This window comes from Legionella lytica (assembly GCF_044626755.1).
Lineage (GTDB): Bacteria > Pseudomonadota > Gammaproteobacteria > Legionellales > Legionellaceae > Legionella > Legionella lytica_A.
Genome location: NZ_JBGORX010000002.1, coordinates 112,244 through 134,405, shown reverse-complemented (window position 1 = coordinate 134,405; position 22,162 = coordinate 112,244). Strand labels below are relative to the sequence as shown.

Genomic DNA, 22,162 nt, shown 5'->3' with positions numbered 1-22,162 from the left:
ATTAGTGTTCCTCAGCTGTCTCATTTTGATATTCTTCAGCAGATAATAAATTGTCAACCTCGCTGAGGTTGCTAGGTTTCAATTTAACAAGCCAACCCGCATGATAGGGGTCTGTATTAACTATAGCTGGATTTTCTACCACTGCAGTGTTGATTGCAGTAATTACGCCGCTAATAGGGGCATAAAAGTCTGAGGCGGCCTTAACTGACTCCACCACTCCTAATTCATCTCCGGCTTCTACGGCATCACCTACCTCAGGTAGTTCGACAAAAACCATGTCGCCTAATAATTGTTGAGCATGGTCGGTAATTCCGATGATGACTTCATTTTGTTCTTCTTTTAGCCATTCGTGGGTTGAGGTAAATTTTAAATCGTTCATTGCATTCATCCTTAATTTTCTAACGTATATCAAAATCCCCGTTTTTTACCGAGGGGAGGTGGTTTTGCTTATATTGCCTGCCCATATTTTACAAAACGGGGTTTACCTACGGTTGCAGGAATTAATTTGCCTCGTATCTCAACCATGACTTCAGTACCAGTTTCAACGGGTACACGAGCGAGAGCGATTGAATGTCCAAGAGTTGGCGAAAAGCTACCACTAGTAATCACGCCATCCGTTTGACCGTCAATGACAACGCGTTGACCTTGACGCATAATCCCTTTATCCGCCAGGGTTAGTCCGACCATTTTGCGTTTAATACCTAATTGTTTTTGTGATACTAAAGCGCCCATACCGATAAAATTACGATCGGTGGGTTCCCATTTTATGGTCCAAGCTAAGCCTGATTCTAAAGGGGTAGTGGAGGTATCCATATCTTGGCCATACAGCAGCATTCCTGCTTCGAGCCTTAGGGTATCGCGTGCGGCTAATCCACAAGGTTGTATGCCTGCCTGCACTAAATTATCCCATAATTGAGGTACTTGATCTTGGGGCACAACAATCTCTAGACCGTCTTCACCGGTATAGCCGGTGCGTGCAAAAAACCATTGTTCCACATCAACACTTTCAAAAGGGGTAAGGGTAGATACTGCATCAACTTGTGCTGGGTTTAGGATAGAGCAGGCTTTTGCGATGGCATTGGGACCTTGTACGGCGACCATAGCCAGTTCGCGACGTTCTTGTAAGCCGATGGCAAAACCTTCGCTTACTTTGCGAATCCACGCCAAGTCTTCATCTCGTGTTGCAGAGTTAAGCACGATACGGTAATTGTCGGAGGCACGTTGATAGACGATTAGATCGTCAATGATGCCGCCATGTTCATTACACATACAGCTGTAGAGTGCCTTGCCATTATGATCTAGGGCATCGACATCATTTGTTAATAGTTTACGTAGAAAGAGACGGCCACCGGCTCCAAGTACGTCAATTATGGTCATATGGGAGACATCAAAAATCCCTGCGTCTTGACGTACCTGCTGATGTTCATTGAGCTGAGAGCCATAATGCAGCGGCATTTCCCATCCATGAAAATTAACCATTTTAGCGCCATATTTTAAATGGGTGGCATGCAGTGGGGTTTTAGCAGTCATTGCGTGTGTCCTTTTTTCGCGTCTTGATTGAGAAAGATTATACTCAAGATACTTGAAAATGCTACTTTAAAAAGCGCGAAGATTCATTAGATTCGGAATTAATCATAACTCTAGGCTAGAGGATAAGGCTCAGCAAATACAGCGTCTCTGTCTCCTTGCACTGCAACAGTTTAACCTGCATTTATGGCATAGCTAGAGTTTTGTAATACATTATTAGGAGGGGTTATTTAGACTATCTTTATTCGATTAGCGTAAATCCTTATATCTCATTATATACTGTATAAAATACATGACATTTTTAGGACTTCGGATGACTTGGCTTACTGTTTGGCGATGGCTGCTGGATTTAGGGTGGTTAGTGGGTTTGCTGAGTATCTTTATACACTTTTGGCGTGAACGACAGTCTTTGGTAAAGGCAAAAAACTGGTTAAAAGCAAAGGGGCACGTAACCCGCTGCGAGTGGACTCAAGCAGGACATAGTGTTTGGCCAAAAATTGAATATACCTACCAAGTGCATGAGAAAGATTTAGTCGGCGAATACCTGTTTTTAGATACCGCGCATAATACCCCTAACAGCAAGTATGCACGTGGTATTGCGTATAAAGCAGCAGTTGCTTTTAAAGAAGAGGAAGAAATTGATATTTATTACAATCCTAACCATCCTGAACAATCGGCCTTAGATGTCACGGTGCCGAAAAAATTAAATGTGATTTTAATTTTAATCGGCATCTTAATTGGGTTGCAGCTAGGAATTATTGTTTGGCATTGCTTCCATTAGCTGCAGGTGTCGTTTCTTCATCAATGGGGCACTGACAAGGTGGCTTAGCGACTACTGCTTGCAGGTTAGTAATGCTATAGCCTCGTACTCCTTGACCTGATGGCGCCACCCCAAAATTTACCGTAACTTTAAGTGTTTGATGTTGTTGATACTGAGGGTTTTGGTAAACAACTAATAAATTGGTGACCGCTTTCCAGTGGGTTGCATCAATCACGGTAATCACTGGTGGTACTGTAGGTATTGCACTGACATAATAAAGGTTTTTCTGTACCGCTTCAGGTAATTGAGAGGTATTGAGTGCTTTGGTATAAGCAATCCAGGCTTCAGCCGTAAAATATTTGGCTATTTGTTTTTGATCTTGCAAATAATTTTTATAACTGTAGGTGTTGGTGGCGACAACCGCCTCATTGACCCAAACGATTAAAGGCGCTAGATCGGGGCCTGCATAAACTAGCGGTGAACCTAGAGCTACAGCGGCAACCAGTGAGCGTGAGGCGCTCAAAACGTGTTTCCTCATGGATTTTCTCGATCGCGTTAACATTCAATAGCTTCAGTGTAGCTTATTTTTTTTAAATAAAAAAATCCCCGGTGAGTAACCGGGGCAAATTAGGTGTTTGGATAGTTATCCAAACGGTGCTCCGCTTAAGAGGGGGTAAAGCGAAGCTAAGCATTCGGGGGAAATGCTCATATCTTTTGACACCCAGATAATCTAAAAGTTCATTTTTAGTGCAAATTACTTTAAATTGATCGGAGCGGGCTGCGCAGTATCTATAAAGTTCAGGTGAGATCAGGATCAATCTGCATATCGCGTTCAAGTCGTGCGAATGCGCGCTGCTATAAAAAAATAATAAAGAAAGGACTAATTATTAGCGCAAATGTTCTTGGGAAGACAAGGCGTTTACCTATGACTTACCCACCATTTATGCTATCCTCGTGTGTTTTATATCGACAACGTTATTAAGGGGGCATTGTGCGCAATAGTCGGTTCTACTTTGCTAATCCTGATAGAGTTGGTCGATTTATCAATCGTTGGGACTTACTGCTATTAATTTTAATTTTTGCAGTACTGTTCTTTTTTGGTTGGGCGGGATCACAAATGGCAACTCCTTATCAATTAGGAGACCAAATACCCATTTCTCTCGAGCCAGAAAATTTGCCTTTTTATGCGCTGCGTACGGTAATCCGTATGTTTATTGCCTTGTTCTTTTCCATTATTTTTACGTTTACCATAGGATTGCTGGCAGCTAAAAATCGACGTGCCGAACAAATAATTATTCCTGCCATTGATATCTTACAATCAATACCGGTGCTGAGCTTTTTATCAATTACAGTTACGGGATTTATCCATTTATTTCCCAACAGCTTATTAGGCCCTGAATGTGCCTCAATTTTTGCTATTTTCTGCGCTCAGGTGTGGAACATGACTTTTGGTTTTTATCAATCACTGAAAACGCTACCTCATGATTTGCAGGAAGTTTCTGCGATGTTTCGTCTCTCTGCCTGGCAGCGTTTTTGGAAATTAGAAGTTCCTTTTTCCATGTCTGGATTATTATGGAATATGATGATTTCAATGTCCGCGAGCTGGTTTTTCGTGGTCTTATCTGAGGCGATCTCGGTGGCACACCAAAATATCCGTCTGCCGGGAGTGGGTTCTTATATTGCGTTGGCAATACAACAAAAAGATTTGCACGCAGTCGGTTATGCGATTTTAACGATGGTAGTGGTGATTTTTTTATACGACCAAATACTTTTTCGCCCCTTAATCGCCTGGTCTGAAAAGTTTAAATTTGAAGTATCTCCTGATGAAGCCGAATACCGCTCCTGGTTGGTTGACTGGATTCGCGGCAGCCGCCTTATGAAGCAATTTGCGGAGATGATTAATATCTTCACTGACAGCTTTGTCAATGCGCGTTGGTTTCGCATTAGTGAGTCGAAGGATAATAAGGAAGTCGATTTAAAAAAACAAAAACTTCTCGACCGTTTTTGGAATATCAGCGTTTTAGTTTGTGTGATTAGTGGCGGTTGGTTTTTATTAAGATTTATCCTGGCGGAGCTGAAGGTAAGTGACATCCTGCATGTATTCTTGTTGGGGGCGGCCACGGGGACTCGGGTTATTGCGCTGATTATCTTAAGTTCCTTAATTTGGATTCCGGTAGGTGTTTGGATCGGCCTAAGACCTCGCCTGGCGCAACGGATCCAGCCGGTAATTCAATTTGTTGCCGCGTTTCCGGCCAATTTATTCTACCCTTTATTCGTCATTGCTATTGTGGAGTTTAATCTTAACGTACAAATCTGGGTGACGCCCTTAATGATCCTGGGCACCCAATGGTATATTTTATTTAATGTCATTGCGGGTGCCTCATCAATCCCACGAGATCTTTATTTGGCAGCTAATAATTTCGGTTTAAAAGGCTGGCTGTGGTGGAAGCGTTTAGCTTTACCGGGAATCTTCCCCTTCTATATTACAGGAGCAATTACTGCGGCAGGTGGGGCTTGGAACGCCAGTATTGTTGCTGAATGGGTGAGTTGGGGAAATACCACCTTGAAGGCGACGGGCTTAGGAGCTTACATTCAGGCCAGTACGGCAACCGGTAATTTCCCCAAGATTGCTTTAGGTACGGCAATGATGTGTTTGTATGTACTGATGTTTAATCACCTAATTTGGCGCCCATTGTACCGCTTGGCAGAAGAGCGGTTTAATTTTAATTAGGGTCTGTTTACCATTTCGCTAGCTTGAGACGATTATGCCTGAAACTATTATTGCTATAGAAAGCTTACGTAAGTCCTTCAAAAAAGCTTCCGAGCAAGATTTGCTGGTGCTTGAAGATGTTAATTTTAAATTACAAGAAGGCGAAATCGTCGCGTTATTAGGTAAGTCGGGTTCGGGTAAATCGACCTTACTGCGAATCATTGCGGGTCTTATTCCTCCTTCCAGTGGCACGGTAACCTACCGTGGAATGCCGGTTACCAGTCCTGTTGCGGGGATTGCGATGGTATTTCAATCCTTTGCTTTAATGCCTTGGCTTACTGTATTGGAAAATGTGGAATTAGGTCTCGAGGCACAAGGCGTAGGCCGTGAGGAGCGTCGCCATCGTGCAATTGAGGCGATTGATATTATTGGTCTTGATGGTTTTGAATCCGCGTTTCCTAAAGAGCTTTCTGGGGGGATGCGGCAGCGGGTTGGTTTTGCCCGTGCTTTAGTTATTAATCCAGATGTTTTATTGATGGATGAACCCTTTTCGGCATTAGATGTTTTGACGGCGGAAAATTTAAAATCAGACTTATTAGAGTTATGGAAAGAAAAGAAAACCAATACCAATGGGATTTTATTGGTAACTCACAATATTGACGAAGCCGCAACGCTTGCGGATCGTATTGTCATTTTTGGCAATGATCCGGGTTATATTCGCGCGGAGTTACCCGTAACTTTACCGCAACCACGCGATCCGGAATCGCCGGAGTTTCGTGCCTTGGTCGATAAGATTTATACTTTAATGACGACTGGCCCTAAAGAAAAGGCGCAGCGTGCGCAGCGCGAGCGTCAAATTGGTTTGGGGTATCGCCTGCCTGATGTGGAACCGTCGGAATTAACCGGTTTGATTGAGACGATGACTTCCTTTGAAGAACGCATTGATTTGCCTGAGTTAGCCGATGAATTGATGATGAATATTGATGATCTGTTCCCCATCTTAGAAACCTTGGAAATTTTAGGCTTTGCAAAAGTTTCGGCAGGGGATATTCAGCTAAGCGATTTAGGTAAGCAATTCTCCGAAGCGGATTTACAAGAGCGTAAGCAATTATTCGCCCAACGATTATTAGAAAAAGTTCCCTTGGCCCGTTACATAAGCCGCATTTTAGATGAGAAGGTAGGACACCGGGTTTCTGAGGAGCGTTTCTTAAGTAAACTTGAAGATTACTTAAGTGAAAAAGAAGCGGAGCGTGTTTTACGTACCATGATTGATTGGGGACGTTACGCAGAGCTTTTTGCCTATGATTTTAATACGGGAATTTTAAGTTTGGAAAACCCCGGAGATGGTGTATAAGCGGGATGTCCTGCTCTTCGCGAGCTCTGTTGTAAAACAAGCGCCTTGATTGTTCTCAATTTAGAGAGAGAAACTCCTTGAGTTCAATCAATCGAAACCATCAGGTCGTCCTCAAAAGATTTAAATCATACGTAGGTTTAAAAAGATAGATCACCTCTTTACCGAGGAGTTTTTGGGTTAGCAGTTGAGGCTGGCCATGAATAATGGATACGAGTTAACGGAACCGATAAGAGCCCTTCTTCATTTTTACTTAAGGAAACTATGCTATATTTTGGACAACGGTGCTTCATAACACTAAGAAGTTGGCTATAGACAGGGAAAATAAATTTCATCTCATTTTTACTGATTTACCGGAAATTTTAAAGGTTACTCAAATTAAACTGGAAGGATACTAGTTAAATTCTAACGTTTATATGCAGGGGAAATTTCTTGAAAATTGAAAAAAATACATTAGACGATTTATATAACGTTTACCAAAATAGCTTAGCTCTTCCTGTTGAAATAAACATGCCAAAAGCCATGTTTGAACAAGCGTTCCAGTTCATCGAAGATAGACTCAACGACTATTTTGATTGGGATACTCTCAGTAATACCGAAGTTAATGAGGAGCTAGTTGAGCTTTTAAAGCAGTGTCTAGTCGCAGATAAGGCGAGCACCTTAGCTTTTGATCCCCTTGCAGCCAACGCAGCACTTGTTGTCAAGCAGCAATCATTCACTGCAGCAGGGCTGCATCTTGCTCGTGATATAGAAACCACAGGTATTCAAGAAAAATATTTAAAATCTCAATTAAGTTCGCAAGAACCATTAACTGATTTGGATATTAAAAGATTTGTTGCTAATACCGGCATGCGAACTCATATTCAAATTGTAAACCTTAATGCACAAGAAATTGGCTTAATTTTGCATGATGCACGCACCAACCACGCGCATGCTCATGAACCTTATTCAATAACAATGATGGTTAATGCCGGTACTGAAGGCGAGCCGGCTTATTCTCAATGGATTTCGGTTAGTATCACCGTTAATCCACTTAATAATGAAGTGAAATACACAGCTCACAGTGGCGTCAAATTAAGCGAAGTACAAAGAGCTGAGCTCGAAGAAACAATTTCTAATGCAATAAAATTCGAAGCGGTTTCTGCTGTCTCTGATAAGACCTTTAGTGCGTTCCCCCGTGCAGCCAAAGTTTCAGGTACTGTTATAAGTCATGATGCTGGAAAGCTAGGAAGTTATAAAGCATTACAAGAACTTTATAAAGACGAAGTACTCATCGACGCTGTAGCCGATAATGATATTGCGCAGGCCTTTGCCAATGAAGCTGAGCTTAAAGCCGTAAAGCAAGTAGTGTATGAAGTAGAGCTAAAAGCGATTACTATTAGCCCAAGTCAAGCTGAGATTTTACCTCAAAAAATTGTAGGGAATTTTGAGTTTGGTAAGATAAAAGCAGAAGAATTAAAAAAACAATTAGAGTTGTTGAGCTCCTCTATAGCGGGTAGTGAAGGGCAACATCCTTTAGTGGTCGAGCGAATATCAGAAGTTCAATTGTATAATAGCAAGGTGAGTTTTCCAGGAGAAAAGCCCGAGCCTCCTTTAACAAGTGTCGACTATCAACAGTTTCTACTGTTAGTAAATGATAAATTCAAGCGCTCCGAGCTGAATAAAGTTCTTGATGAAATGGTTATCTTTTGCTACGACAGCGCTGCTTTGGAGGGGTTAATTGCCTATAATGAAACAAATCAGCCTGTTCCCTTTCAAACACTTAGTTTAAATATTGACAACTTGGATCTTAGTGATGGTCCGACTTGTGAACGTTTTCTGTTCGATTTAAAAACCATGCTCTTAACTATGTCGGAGAGTAACTTATCCGCCTTGAGGTTCATTGATACTAAAAATCAACTCTCTCATGAAATGGTTACGAACCTAGTGGATTTTATTGCAGTCAGAGCAGTTGCTATTGATATTAATTTGCCTGCTGCTTTCCAATCAACCCTGGCGCAGAAAAAAATAGATGAAGTCGTTTCCGATAATGTTAGACGCAAAAATATCGCTTTTTTAGGTAAAGGGGTAAAGGCCAAAGAAGACTCACCAGAAGTTATCCAGGAAATTAGAACAAGACCCATATTAGAGGGTAAACAAAGTTTATCCATTGACATTGAGTTGCAACAAGAGCAGCAAGTTGAGGTTGCTGTAGACGCTGGCACAGAAAAAGTTGACGGGGTGGGAGAACTTGAACCGGGGGCCGCAGTACTCTACACCATGTATGAATTCCAGGATGCCTTAAGCCGTAGCCAATTAGACGGTAGCGCAAAAAGCTATTTAGTTAATAGTGAAATGATGAGTGTTATTGCATTATGGCTTAATTGGACTGGTGCTTTAACGGCTACAGAGGCAGTGAATCCTGCTACGGGTTTTAAAATCTCAAAAACAGCGTGTGAAGAGTTATTACGGTATAAAGATAAATTTCAATTTGGCTTGGATTTAAAAAATTTACCTGCCGGTTTCCTGTTAAAGAAAGAGGGGCAGGTTAGCTACATTCACTTTGATGAAAACTACAAATTACTTGCAGAATATAATCCATTACAGGTTCAGGCTACGGAATTATCAGGAGAAAAACCATTAACCCATTCTCTGTTGAATAAATGGTTAGATTCTGTTGCGGAACAAGACCCTATTAAAGAGGCTTGGACTCGATTAAATACAGCTGATTATAATAAAGATGCCCACCAAGCATTTAAACGGTTCTTACCGCAGATGCTTTTATTAGATGCCACAGCATTAGAGAGGCTTTTTACCCTTTGTTTTGATCAAAATAACAACTTAGATAGCAAAAAATTCTGCTTTATATTGGAAAATGCAGCCAAATTAAAAGAAGTCTTGGCTGTAAATGCAGGCGATACAAATATCAATAATGCCTTAACTCATTTATTTGCAGGCCAGGAGGCTGAGGCACGTTTATTTATTAATAATTACGCCGAAAATGTGCCTGCGTTTGCGGAGCATTTATTAAGTCACCTGATCGGTGATGATGAGCTTTTACGAGAGAAAATCATTGATTTAACGACTAAGGTCCCCCAGGTAAATTTAAACGCCTTGCTGCAGCTTTATGCGCAGTTTGGCGAAAAAGGAATAGATACATTAATGCAGTTGGTTGATTCAGATGTCGCCTTGTTTAACCAATTAAATGCACAGGTATTTGCCAATACTAAAACTTATGGGCCTTTGCTTCGAGACGATTATAAAGATGCTTTCAATGCTATTCAGGGGTTTACTGAAGAAGAACAAGTTTGGTGGAGTACGTTGCTGCAGCAGCATTGCCAAGCACAAAATGAGGTAAATCTGGTTGATTTAGTGAAGTCATTTAAAGCATTTAAAGAACAATTGAAAAAATTTCCAACACATGACGGTCAACCTTTAACGCTCCCTGCCTTGTGCACCGTGACTGGGGTCAAAAGCTTACCCGTCGCCTTATCCAGAATACTAACTATATTAGAGCATTGCAACCAACAAAATAGGCACGCGCAATGGGGTGAGGTTTCGAAATTGGATTTATCCAGCACTGGAGCGATAAAGCCTGCTTTAGCCCGAGGTGGCAAGCAATGGGCTTTCATTACCCCGAAGATGCAAATTAATGCAGCGCATGAAACAGAAGGTGAGCTGTTTGGAGAATCTGCTAAATATAAAGTGCCTAATAACTGGAAAAATATTGCGCATCGGGATCCCGCTATTCTGCAAGAGAATTTTTTCCGCTATGTGGCTTATCAAGAAAAAAATGGCCAAATGCCGCTGGAGTTTTATCGCTATGTGCAGGAATCTCTGGATAAGAGCGGCCTTTCAGCCGCGGTAAAAGAACACCTATATTCTTTAATCGCTGCCTCCACGACTGAGGCAAGAAATGTTGCCGGCGTTTCTATCGCAGATGCGAAAAAAGATATTGATAATATTATCAACCTAGTGATTTCCACACCTTTACCAGGACTGACCCCTTCGGCCATAAAGGAATCGGCTCGTACTACAATATTAGAGTTATTGACTAATTTAAGAGATATTCCCCCTTTACCTGTTTTGAATCGCCTGCTTTCTCTTATTTCATCGAGTTTAAGTGGCCCAATTGCCCTGGTACAAAATGGCCCCAAGCTAGGACAGGCTAATGCGGATTTAAGACGACAGGTTGAAGTTTACGGTCCCTGCATTTATGACGGGATGAAAGATTATAAGCCCACTGATTATGAAAATCCGAATCTATTTTTTAGTCACATGGCAATGGTGAATAAAGTAGCTGATACTTTAGGCCAGATGAATATCGTTGATGCACAGCTTTTAATGCGGATGATTAGTTCGTTTGGCTTAACCCTCGAAACTCTTGATACGGTTCTTGATACTCATTTTGTTAACGCGGAAAGAGTATATAGGCAGCGACGCAATGAAGCGCTCCAGTTATTACGCAAAGTGTCGGTTAGAGATAATCCGGGACTAAGAGCATTAAACGCGGATGATCTTTTGGCCATCCTCCAAGCAGTAAAGAATAAGCCGCAGCCAGTAGTTGAGGTATTGAATGGGTTGAAGTTAAATGGAGGCCAATCTTTAGCCGCTTATTTCCCTGCTGATTTGTTAGCCAACTATGGTAAAGAGGGTATTCCTGAGGAGGTTACCCTTAAAATCGCTGCACACTTTAATGAAAAGCAACAAACACAAATTAACACGATCTTATTAAGGTTTTCTGCCCCGGGAGACACTCTTCATTATGGTGAACTCGTTGATAAAATAATTGCCATTACCAAGCCTCTTGGCGCAATAGAAAAGAATATTTTTATTGCAAAATTAACAACTTCTCTTGGTTTTTATACGAATAAACAACCATTGAGCCAAGAGGATAATCACTTCATCACTTTACTTGATACCATCATTGCGAATAATTCTTCTGATGAACTGATTAATCTGGTCGCGGCAGAGCGTAATTTATACAGCAATAGTTCAGAGGAGCAGGTAGATACTTTTTTTGTTAAAGCAGCTGGAGATGGACGGGTTATTGGCGGATTATCGCAGAGAGCTCTGTTGCACATACAAACCATCGTACCCGCGGTAAGGGCAATGGATAACCTTGTCATTTCGCAAATTGATTTAACACCACGACTTCATAATGTTCTTCTTAAAACGCCTATTGGCCAATTGACTGCGGCCAGTACAGTGGTGAGTGAGGAGGAACAGTTTTTTGCTCTGCAGGAAGCGCTCTTGGCAAAGATTCTTAATGATCTCAGCAAGGGAAATAAAATCGATTTTGCTGCAGCTGAGTCGTCTACGGATAATTTTATTAACACAGCGAAACTTGATGATTCTACCTCCTTTGAAAAGTTCCGTGACACCGCAAAAGAAACTGGTGAAGTCAAAAAGGTAAATGCAAAAGACTTGTTGGCTATAGCAAAAAACCCCTCCATACATTTGCTCGTGTTGTATTTTACAAGACCCGACTTATTGGAGGGACCTCAACGCCTGCTGTTTGAAACAAGGTACAAAGCTAAAGTAGAAAAACTAGCAGAGCAACATCCTGATATTTTGCTCAATAAGGATTTGCTCCCTGCATTGTTACAAAACCCGGCATTTTTCCGCGCTTTAGCAGAACAGGACGCTCTAAAAGCCGCAGGCTCTCCTGATCTCTTGGAAAGTGATGAAAAACTTGCTTTATTTTTTGACGCTGTGGATAACGATCTGAAAGGGATTGCCGCATTTAAGAAACAAACTCTTAACTTACAGCAGGAGTTATCTGATAAAAAAACGGAATTAAACAAATATCCCAATGTGTTTATGGCTCTTTACAAAAAGATTAATGCGATTGCTATAACAAACCCAAGTAGCAAAAAGCAATTTCTTGAGTTATATGATCGCTATTTGGAACATTACTCCCCAGAGCAACATGGTGAGTTATTAAAATATCTAACTGACTTTGTAAGTACTTTAGAAAAATCGTTTGCAAAAACCACAGATAAAAACATGGTCTTATCGCTCTGCCTGCAATTTAATAGCGATACTGATGAGGAATTACAACCAGAAGGAGTGTTACAGCTTCTTAATACCGTGGATACGCTTCCAGAGGAGCATCGAGCAACAGTTTTAAAAATTGCGGTGGCTTTAATCAATAATGAAAAAGATTACTCCCTTGTTAGTTTTAGTCAGTTATGTCAAGCAGCTAGAGAAAATCCAGAGTTTGCTGATGCTCTTGCTGCTATGTATAAAAAGGCACCATTCGCAACGGTTACCCAAGTAATGACTTGGCACGCAGAAGCACAAAAAAGTGACAATTATGCAGCGACAATAAGTGATTTTTATAACGCATACAATAAAGCGCCTTGTCACCGTGAGCTTTTCTACAAAGGAAAGCCGTTGAATGGTTTTCATGTTGAGAAAGCGCGAGAACAACTGGCCCAATTTGACGGATTCGATGCCAGCAGAATCGACCTGGATGCATTTAAGGCTAAAACGGATGCGATGAGGGATAAAACCTCTGATGAGTTGCTTGCAATCTTAGCTAAATACAATGCGAAAAATCCAGCTTATGATCCGGCATTTGCTGATGATTATGATACCTTAGTTGCGGTTGCTGCAGAATTATTTCATCGTAGTAAAGGGAAAGATGAGATAGGTTCAGATGGCGAGTATGCCCTGGGTAGTTCAATGGAAATTAATACGACCCAATATTTGGCGATCCTTACTTCCTTAAAAACTCCTGGTCATGTGACTAGCCAAATTGGCACGGGCGAAGGTAAATCACGTATCATGATGATTTCCATGGCTTGCCAATATGCCCAAGGTAAAACCGTTGATTTTGTGACGAGTGATGCGCAATTGGCTACTCGTGACTTTGTCGAGTACCAAGCTTATTTTGATATGATTGGTGCAGAGACAAGCATGATCTTTGCTCACACGGATCCGTCACTCTATAAAATTGGTGGTATTAATTTTTCCGACCCCTCTAACCTAAGTTTATTCAGGAATAAAGCACGTAGTTTAGGGCAGGGCGAAAAAGTTCTGGATGCTGATGCTACTAACCGAGCTTTATTGCTTGATGAGGCTGACAAGACCTATTTTGACGTAGCCGATACCCGCTTTAATTTCTCCAAAGAAGGTGATGAAAACATTCGCGGAATGGAATGGGTTTATCCTTTACTCATGGAGTACTTCGCTCAAGAGAAGATTAATTTAACCACTCCTTTAAATGGTAAAACCTCCATTTCTCCAATGGATTTGTATTATCAGAATGTAGACCTGAGCCGTGAAAAATTCCTGTTGTTTGTTAATGGAAAAAAATCAACAACGGATATGATGAGATTAAGAGCCTTATCTAACGCGCAAATTGAACAATGGCAAGTCTCTGCTGTAACGGCGAGTCAATTGCAATATAAAAAAGATTTCGTTATTGAGCCTGATGTATTAATCAGCACGCCTACAGGCCCTAAAATTTCAAGTGAAGCACAATTACTTTTTGCCAATAGAGTTTCCAAGAGTTCAAAGTTTTCATTCGGTGTACATCAGTGTTTGCATGCTGGTTTAAATCTTGCTCGTAATGATCTTGATGCGGTTAAAGATGTCAATCTGCGCACAGCATTAGCCCAATGTGAACAGGCGTTTTATGTTCCCGATGAAAAACAAATTGTTTATTCTTCAACCAGTAAAAATTTGTTGGATGATTACTCTGAAGGTACGCTAAAAGCAGTCACAGGTACCTCTGGTTCGCTCATAGAAAGACAAGAGGCACGTGAGCTGTATGGTTTGGAAAGCGGAAGTTCTGCCGGTAAAATGCATTTTATCGATGTACCAAGAGACAGGGGAATTCATCGTAAAGACCGGGCTATTCGACTAACAGGAAACCAAAGACAACAAATTGATGCATTGGTTGGACAAATTAAAGAGGCACGGGAAAAAAATCAACCGATTCTTATCATTGCCGAAAATGATGAAGAAAGTGCATTTTTATATAAAAAGCTTAGTGACGTATTTAAAAATGATAGTAAGCTTCAGCATATCCATAGTCAATTATCTGCTCGAGATGAGAAGGATCGCACTGACATAGCAGGCCTTCCCGGACAAATTACCGTATCGACGGATATGATTGGACGTGGTACCGATATTTCTCTTAGGGGAGCAGCAAAAACACATGGCCTTAATGTGATGGTTACTTACCTGCCAAGACATCGCGATAAAGGGCAAATTATTGGTCGTAGTGGGCGTTTTGGTGCTGCAGGTGAAACCTCACTTGTTTTGGATAAAGCACGCCTGAAAAAGCAACTGGGTAAAATAACCCTAACCGATGGTTTTTATAAAAACACCGAAGCTTATATTGAGCGTGAACAAGCCTTGATGGATAGAAATAAACAATGCGAACGTCTCATCAAGAATACGGTGGGTGATTTTAGAAAAGGTTTAACAAATTACTTTTTTGAAGACATGCTCAAGCAAGTCGACCAAAAAGATGACAGGAAATTGTTGTCAATTTGGACCGTGTTTTTTGACAAATCGGATAAATCTTGGAATGAGATATGGCCCCACATCCAAAAAGAACTAGGTGCAGATAAGCCTGATGTGACCAAAATAGCAAGTTTGCTGAGTGAATATGAAAGCAACGTGCAAAAGATGTGGAATACACTAAGACGAAATGTACAAGATACGGATGTTACTTGTAACGATGGGCAACGGGCAATTGATAAACTGCCTGAGAAAGTGCCCCATTTAGAGTTGAGCGCAACTACTAAAAAATTATTAACAGGTTTTGACATTAACAAATACAGCATGCATAAATGGGCCGTGTATGACCATTATGATCCTGGTCATGAGGGACGTGCAGTGAAGTATTCTCATTGGTCAATACCTATGATAGCGTCGCTAAAAGGCTACGCCAATCTCCTTCCATTTGTTAATTTTTCTGAAGCAAGAAGGCCTTTTGCCAATTTTCGAGCTTGGCTTGAGGGGCATGGACAATTATTCCCTGAACTGCGCGCCAGCGAAAATAAAGGGAAAATTATCGGTACTGCTTTATTGGGGGTGCTGGGAGCCGCAGCAGGGGGTGCATTAATTGCTAGCGGAGTTTTAGCGCCTTTAGGTTTTGCCTTGTGGGGATTAAGCAGCCTGATTACCAGCATAATTATTGGTGCTGCCGCCGGCTTAGTAGCTGGAGCAGGTGTTGGACTTACGGGAGGGGCGATCATTGATGCGGTCAATGCGCCGGACAAGTCTCTGCCTAATGAACCTGAGGTTCATGAGTCATACTCGCTATTGCAAGAGAAAGGTGTAGCAAATTTCCTTAATCCGAGGGATGCTGAGATTGAAGAAGTTGCAGACTTAAATGCTGAAATACAGGATGAGTTGGTCGGTGTTAACCCTCATCATCAGCAGCAGGAGGAGCCTCCCATCGTGGAAGATGAGGAAGCACAAGGAGAACAACTAAAAAATATATAGTGTGTGCAAAAAAGTCCACGCTATAGGTTTGAATGCAATTAGTTATTAGTGAGGTGCTTAAATGACGAAGGTGAGTATTATTCAATCTGCATTTCTTGAGCAGGAAGTTAATGGTAAAAATTTAATCAGCTACATGGCTGAACAAGAAAATGATAATGCAGTACAAAAACTCATTGCTTTAGGTGGAAAGCTCGAAGATGCAGCTTACGGTTATGCTATGGCCGGTAACAAAGAGCAACTGGCTAAGCTTCTGGAACTATGTCCGATATCTCAGTTGGCTGTATGTATGGGAAAAATGGTTCGCGGTTTTGCCCGGGCTGGCCTTTTTGATGAAATTTATGCGATAAAAGAGTACCGCCAATATAAAAATGATATGTTGATTGGATTAGCTCAGTCAGGAAATCAGGTTAAAGTAACTTCTTTTCTTGATCGCGACATCACTTTGTTTGCTCAAGTAGTTGAGGGTTATGCAAGCTGTAATCAGGGGCAGTTATTAACTAAACTTATCAAAGGAACAAGCTATTACCCCGTGGCAATTTATCATGCGGCTCGTTCTGCCCATACTGACTTGGTCAATGATTTATTAGGACAATGCGGGATTAATTCTGATTACCGATTTAATGGTGCAACCAGTCCATCTTCTAAGGACATCAATGCCTATGCCTTGCTTAATTGGGCTTTGAAGGGCTATGTGACTGGGCGTCATTTTGATGACGCTGTTAAACTATTAGAGCGTGGTGCGAGTGTTACTCAATGTGTTTTAGATTTAAAAGACATGCATGGTAGACCAAGTCATGAATTATATTTTGCTTTTCTTGCTCACGTTAACGCGCCAGCACTAAGAGCAATGGTTTTAAATAAAATGATGAATCAAGCTACCGTCATGGAATCGCTTGAAATGACAGCGGCTAATCAAGAAACTCTTGAAAAAGTCATCACCTGTATGAATGAGTCCGATTTAAACTACGTAGAAGCACGCCATCACGTAGAGAGTGCTTCTGATAGTGCAGTTAAAGGAGAACTCTCATTTTCTTTCTTGGCAGAGATATTAACGGGGGAGCTTCCGGAGAAGGGTTGTACTCCACAGATCAATTATGATTAATTTATTTTTTCACCAGCGCATGCTCTAAGTGACACACATGGTGCCTATTTAAGAGAGATGAAATTAGGAGGCCCTGGTTGTTTCAACCAGGACTTTCTTTATACGTATTAGGCCGATTTCTTCGCCAAATAATTCAATATTTCCATTAAGCGTTCAGGGCTGCCCGCTAATTGCAAGTCGGTCTTATACTTCTGATTGACCACAAATGCAGGTACCGCACTAATTTGGTAAGCACCCATTAATGACATGCCTGTTTGTACTTTCATATCAATACTAGGTGAGTTTTCAAACGCACTCTTGGCAATTTCACGATCAACACCTTGAGCAACAAAGAAATTAATCATCGTTTGCTTCGATTCTAATGGTGTTCTATCTACTTGAATGGCTTTGAATAACGCAGGATTTAATTTATCTGCCAATGCCAGCGTTTTCGCGGTGTAATAAGCTTTGGCATAAAGTTCCCAGCTGGGTTTAAATACAACGGGAACACGCTCAAACTGAACCCCTTTGCCTAAGGTGCTTATCCACTGATGTAGAGGTGCTTCTATTTTATAACACCAAGGGCAGCCATAACTAAAAAATTCCTCAATAATCGGTGCTTTGCTCTTTACGGCTTGGGGATTGGATACCACCACATAATCTTTGCCTTCAACAAAAGTGGCAGCAAAAGCCAGTGTGGGTAAAAGTAAGAAGAAACAAAATAGTTTTTTTAACATGTTTAAATTCCCTAGTGTAAACCTTCAATATAATGTGCTACAGCTTCCATATCTTCACGGCTCATCCTGCTGCTGATGTCTTGCATAATATGATTTAAATCATTCTTGCGTTTACCGTCTTTAAATGCCAGCAATTGCAATAGTGTATAAGCAGCATGTTGGCCAGAAAGTACTGGAAAGCCAGCTTGAGCATTACCCGTACCTTTCGGACCATGGCAAGCAATACAGGCAGTTATCCGTTTTGTAAAGTCGCCTCCTCGATAAAGCTGTTCCCCGCGGTGCAGAAACTCTTTAGGAGTGCTTCCTTGAGCCAAAGGCATTTTAGCATAATATGCTGCTAAGTCATCCATATCCTGGTCACCCATGCCAGCAACTAAGGCACTCATGGTGGGCGCATCCCGTAGTGCCTTATCTCTCATATCTTTGAGCTGCTTGATAAAGTATTTAGGATGTTGCCCCGCTAAATTAGGCCATTCGGGGTTTAGGCTATTGCCTGATTGTCCATGACAGGCGCTACAGACCATCGCCTTATTGGCGATTGTTGGGGTATTTTCTTGCGCATAAATGATGAGTGGGACGCACAGAATAACTGCTAGTGCAAATTTTTTCATGTAATTCTCTGTATTAAGGCTAAGGCACTAATTTTTGTAAAAATTATATAAAAACATAAAACAATGGTACACTGCCTGGGTTTAAATCCCAATGCCGTATATTTTATGTTAGAAAATCCTTATGCTAAAGCAGTATTTTTAAAAAGCGCCGCGCGAGTCACTCATTTGCCTGAGGATACAGGCTATGAGGTTGCTTTTGCCGGGCGCTCCAATGCAGGGAAATCCAGTGCGTTAAATTGTTTGACTGGGATTAGAGGCTTAGCCCGCACCAGTAAAACGCCAGGAAGGACGCAATTAATTAATTTATTCTCTCTTGATGAGGAGCGCCGTTTGGTGGATTTGCCTGGATATGGCTATGCCAAGGTCGCTTTGCAAGTAAAGATGGAATGGCAAAAGCATTTAGCACATTATCTTGATGTCAGAAAAAGTTTAAGAGGTCTGGTGTTATTAATGGATGTGCGCCATCCGTTGAAAGATCTAGACCAAATGATGGTCGATTGGGCATTGAATCGTGAATTACCAGTGCATATCTTATTGACTAAAGCCGATAAATTAAGCCGCAGTGATGTTAAAAATACCCTTTTAAAAGTACGCAAACATTATGAGCTTGCCAGTCATTTAATCAGCGCCCAAGCTTTTTCTTCTTTGAAAAAAGAAGGAGTGGATGAGTTAATTCTTTTGCTCAATCAGTGGTTGGATATACAGTAATTGTCTTCCTTTCGCGGTTTAAGATGAGCGTAGGCTGGGTTGGCTTTATAAGCAACATCAACAATGTTTGTTAACCTGTCTGCACCTGATATGCCGAATCATTGCTAGGTTCCTCATCTTTCTGCATACCCGCTAATTCAGCTTTATATTGGTTAACCTTGGCGCGGGCTTGATCAGCCATAATACTTCCCCCGATACTACCCACCATTTTAACCGTATCATTTATTGTTTTCAGACTTTGCGTTACGGTCACCGTGGCAGTACTTATTAAGCCTTGTTGTAAGGCATTAGCGACCAGACTACCAGTGCCCATTAAGGCGATGCTGGTACCTACTAATGCAGTGGTTGCCAACTCGGTAGGTGTAGGAGCTGCGCCAAAGCGAATAAGATTATAAAGCATGGCGCCTACGGTTTTTAATGCCAAAGGTACGCCAATTGCCATACCAATGCAGGTAGCTACTAGAGCAATAGTGCCCATGATAGGGGCTAATGGGGGGATAAGTGCCAGAGCCGAGGCGGTAACCGCAATAAGCGATGCAGCTAATGAAACTTTAGAACCGTAATATTCATAGTTATTTAAGAATGCTGAAAAATTTCGGGTTGATTTATTTGCATAGGTAAAGTTGAAATCATTCGCTTGCAAATAAAAGTCGCGGGCCTTATGTAGATTATGTAAAAATGTTTTTTTCTCTTCCATACTCAACGGCATTTCTTTCAGCTCTCGCTTGATCTCCGATAAGTACTGGCTAAATTCCTTTCTTCTTGATAAGACCTCAAATCTAGAGGAGGTATGCTGGATGCCTTCATTTTCGACCAATGTCTTTAAGGGACCTAAAAGAGTCTTAAATTTTTGCATATCCGCCTCAGTCATGGCTGAACCAGGTTCTGAGTGGTGAAAGGGTTTTTTCAAGAAATGCATACAAGACGCTTGAGCAAATAATATTTGGCCAAAAAGAATGATACTGTCCAAGTGTTGCTGTCTTTGGTGTTTTTCTTGGGGACTAAGGTCGCTGTGATTAATTTGCGCTCTTAGTTCCTTTACATAATGTTGCTCCTTCGCACTAAACTCAATCTTTGTCGACGGTGTGTCAATGCGCAGTGCTGGAGCCATAAATTCTGGACCAAACAGGATCTCTTGTTTAGCTAGTTCACTCTTAGGAAAAGCCTTACGCAATTGCTCTCTTACTTCCTTGGCGATTGAAGCATAGTCTTCTTGATGCAAGGTCACTTTAAACATAATATGTCTCAAATAAAAGCATGCGGTAATTTAATAATACAGCTTTTGTGAAAATAGATCCAGCGATGTGATTACAATTTGTCCTGAATGCGTCATTGCATTCAGGACAAATGGATTACTTACTGAGTTCTTTTAAGAGGATTTCAATTGCTTGAGGATTGGCTAAAGTTGATAAATCGCCCAATTCTTCAATATACTGCACTTCCTTACAGGCGATTTTTCGTAAGAAACGACGCATTATTTTACCTGAACGTGTTTTGGGCAGTTCCGTGGTAAAATGAATAATATCTGGCTTTGCAATGGCACTGATTTCTTTTTTCACTTGGTCAACTAAATCCATTTCCAAAGTACTGCTGAGAGTGACCTCATCTTTAAGAATGACGTAAGCAAAAATGCCTTGGCCTTTTAGATCGTGGGGGATACCTACGACGGCTGCTTCTGCAACCGAGATATGACTAACCAAGGCACTCTCAATTTCGGCGGTGCCCAAACGATGACCTGACACATTAATAACGTCGTCTACCCGCCCGGTGATCCAATAATCGCCGTCTTCATCACGTTTGGCGCCATCTCCCGTAATGTAATAACCATTATGTAGGTAGGTTTGGCAAAAACGCTGATGATCGCCGGCAATCGTACGGGCCATTGAGGGCCAAGGATATTTCATCGCCAAAAATCCTTCGCCTACACCAGTGATTTCCTCATGTTGTTCATTTAATAAGACTGGAGTTACTCCCGGAATTGGTTTTCTGGCTGAACCCGGTTTGATAGACGGTTCATGAGGGCGGGGGCTTATCATAATTGCCCCGGTTTCGGTTTGCCACCAGGTATCTACAATCGGGCATTTACCTTTCCCTACTTGTTGATGGTACCATTCCCAGGCTTCGGGATTAATGGGTTCTCCGACGGAGCCTAGCAAGCGCAAAGAATTTCTACGGCTTGAATCCAGCCACTGATTACCGGTACGCATGAGCGCACGTATGGCGGTTGGGGCCGTGTAAAATACATTGACCTGGTGTTTATCAATAATTTGCCAATTTCTAGACGCATCAGGCCAAGTGGGAATTCCTTCATAAACCAGGCTGGTTATGCCATTACACAAGGCACCGTAAACCACATAGCTGTGTCCGGTGATCCAACCGATATCCGCAGTACACCAAAATACTTCATCTTCTTTACAATCAAAGATAAGTTTATGAGTGTACGCGGCTTGGACAAGATATCCACCGGTTGTGTGTACGACCCCTTTCGGTTGGCCAGTACTGCCGGAGGTATACAGAATGAATAAAGGATCTTCGGCATTCATAGGTTCGGGCTCACAATGAGCATCAACCTGTTCTCTTAATTCATGCCACCAATGATCATGATGCTTATCAAAGTGAATCTCAGCATTACTATTTTTAATAATCAGACGTTGTAAGGAGAGGCCTTCACAGGCTTCATCAACTTGCTCTTTTAGTCCAACGGGTTTGCCTCCGCGAAAAAAGTTGTCCACGGTGATGAGACATGTGCATTCTGATGCGAGTAATCGTTGTTGTAATGCATGGGCAGAAAAGCCGGCAAATATGACTGTATGTATAGCTCCTATGCGTGTGCAGGCAAGCATTGCAATAACTGCCTCGGAAATCATCGGCAAATAAATTGCGACTTTATCTCCTTTTTTAACCTGGAGTTTTTTGAGTACATTACTCATACGACATACTTCCGCATGCAATTCTGCAAAACTTAGTTTTTTATGGTGAGTCGGATCATCACCTTCCCAGATAATTGCAGTTTGATTGGCTTTATGGGGGAGGTGACGGTCTAGGCAATTAACACTAACATTGAGTTTTCCTCCATCAAACCAACGAACCGTTCCTTGGTTAAAATCACCAGCAAGTACGGTGTCCCATGGGCGGATCCACTCAATCGTTTGCTGGGCAATTTCAGACCAAAATTCAGCCAAAGATTCTTCGGTATGAGTCAGGAGGTGGGGCGATGGTTTCGCTTGCAT

At 41.6% G+C, this 22,162-nt stretch carries 13 protein-coding genes; 6 read left to right on the top strand and 7 right to left on the bottom strand.

Annotation, left to right across the window (positions count from 1 at the left end; all coding sequences use genetic code 11):
• Position 1: 1 nt before the first annotated feature.
• Both gcvH and gcvT read right to left on the bottom strand, forming a co-directional pair.
• Positions 2 to 379, bottom strand: a complete 378-nt coding sequence (gcvH, locus tag ACD661_RS08035; RefSeq protein ID WP_400187346.1) for a glycine cleavage system protein GcvH — start codon at positions 377 to 379, stop codon at positions 2 to 4.
• A gap of 68 nt (positions 380 to 447) precedes the next feature.
• Complete coding sequence (gene gcvT / locus ACD661_RS08030; RefSeq protein ID WP_400187345.1) at positions 448 to 1,530, bottom strand: glycine cleavage system aminomethyltransferase GcvT; 1,083 nt, start codon at positions 1,528 to 1,530, stop codon at positions 448 to 450.
• Positions 1,531 to 1,840: 310 nt separating this feature from the next.
• On the opposite strand from gcvT, the gene ACD661_RS08025 reads away from it, so the two are divergent.
• A complete protein-coding gene (locus ACD661_RS08025) occupies positions 1,841 to 2,308 on the top strand; it encodes a DUF3592 domain-containing protein (RefSeq protein WP_400187344.1) in 468 nt (155 codons plus the stop codon).
• Here the strand turns inward: ACD661_RS08025 and ACD661_RS08020 are convergent.
• Positions 2,283 to 2,825 carry a DotI/IcmL family type IV secretion protein gene (locus ACD661_RS08020; protein WP_400187343.1) on the bottom strand — a complete coding sequence of 181 codons (543 nt, stop codon included), beginning with the start codon at positions 2,823 to 2,825 and terminating at the stop codon, positions 2,283 to 2,285. The two genes, ACD661_RS08025 and ACD661_RS08020, sit on opposite strands and share 26 nt — an antisense overlap.
• 453 nt (positions 2,826 to 3,278) lie before the next feature.
• On the opposite strand from ACD661_RS08020, the gene ACD661_RS08015 reads away from it, so the two are divergent.
• From ACD661_RS08015 to ACD661_RS08000, 4 genes are all read left to right on the top strand, one after another.
• The gene (locus ACD661_RS08015; protein WP_400187342.1) at positions 3,279 to 5,018 is read left to right on the top strand and encodes an ABC transporter permease; all 1,740 of its coding nucleotides are present in this window, start codon (positions 3,279 to 3,281) and stop codon (positions 5,016 to 5,018) included.
• 34 nt (positions 5,019 to 5,052) lie between these two features.
• Entirely contained in the window at positions 5,053 to 6,351 is a 1,299-nt protein-coding gene (locus tag ACD661_RS08010; RefSeq protein ID WP_400187341.1) for an ABC transporter ATP-binding protein, read from the top strand.
• A 429-nt stretch (positions 6,352 to 6,780) separates the two neighbouring features.
• Positions 6,781 to 15,795 (top strand): preprotein translocase subunit SecA, encoded by a 9,015-nt coding sequence (locus ACD661_RS08005; protein ID WP_400187340.1) that lies wholly within the window; start codon positions 6,781 to 6,783, stop codon positions 15,793 to 15,795.
• A gap of 61 nt (positions 15,796 to 15,856) precedes the next feature.
• A complete protein-coding gene (locus tag ACD661_RS08000; RefSeq protein WP_400187339.1) occupies positions 15,857 to 16,897 on the top strand; it encodes a hypothetical protein in 1,041 nt (346 codons plus the stop codon).
• Between the two features lie 107 nt (positions 16,898 to 17,004).
• Here the strand turns inward: ACD661_RS08000 and ACD661_RS07995 are convergent, their stop codons facing one another.
• Positions 17,005 to 17,613 carry a thiol:disulfide interchange protein DsbA/DsbL gene (locus ACD661_RS07995; protein WP_400187338.1) on the bottom strand — a complete coding sequence of 203 codons (609 nt, stop codon included), beginning with the start codon at positions 17,611 to 17,613 and terminating at the stop codon, positions 17,005 to 17,007.
• Positions 17,614 to 17,624: 11 nt separating this feature from the next.
• Entirely contained in the window at positions 17,625 to 18,224 is a 600-nt protein-coding gene (locus ACD661_RS07990) for a c-type cytochrome (RefSeq protein ID WP_400187337.1), read from the bottom strand.
• A gap of 105 nt (positions 18,225 to 18,329) precedes the next feature.
• Between ACD661_RS07990 and yihA the strand changes: the two genes are divergently transcribed.
• Complete coding sequence (gene yihA, locus ACD661_RS07985; protein ID WP_400187336.1) at positions 18,330 to 18,932, top strand: ribosome biogenesis GTP-binding protein YihA/YsxC; 603 nt, start codon at positions 18,330 to 18,332, stop codon at positions 18,930 to 18,932.
• 70 nt (positions 18,933 to 19,002) lie between these two features.
• Here yihA and ACD661_RS07980 read toward each other — a convergent pair whose 3' ends face one another.
• Positions 19,003 to 20,169 carry a hypothetical protein gene (locus ACD661_RS07980; protein WP_400187335.1) on the bottom strand — a complete coding sequence of 389 codons (1,167 nt, stop codon included), beginning with the start codon at positions 20,167 to 20,169 and terminating at the stop codon, positions 19,003 to 19,005.
• 115 nt (positions 20,170 to 20,284) lie between these two features.
• Positions 20,285 to 22,162, bottom strand: coding sequence for an acetate--CoA ligase (gene acs, locus ACD661_RS07975; RefSeq protein ID WP_400187334.1), 1,878 nt, complete (start codon positions 22,160 to 22,162; stop codon positions 20,285 to 20,287).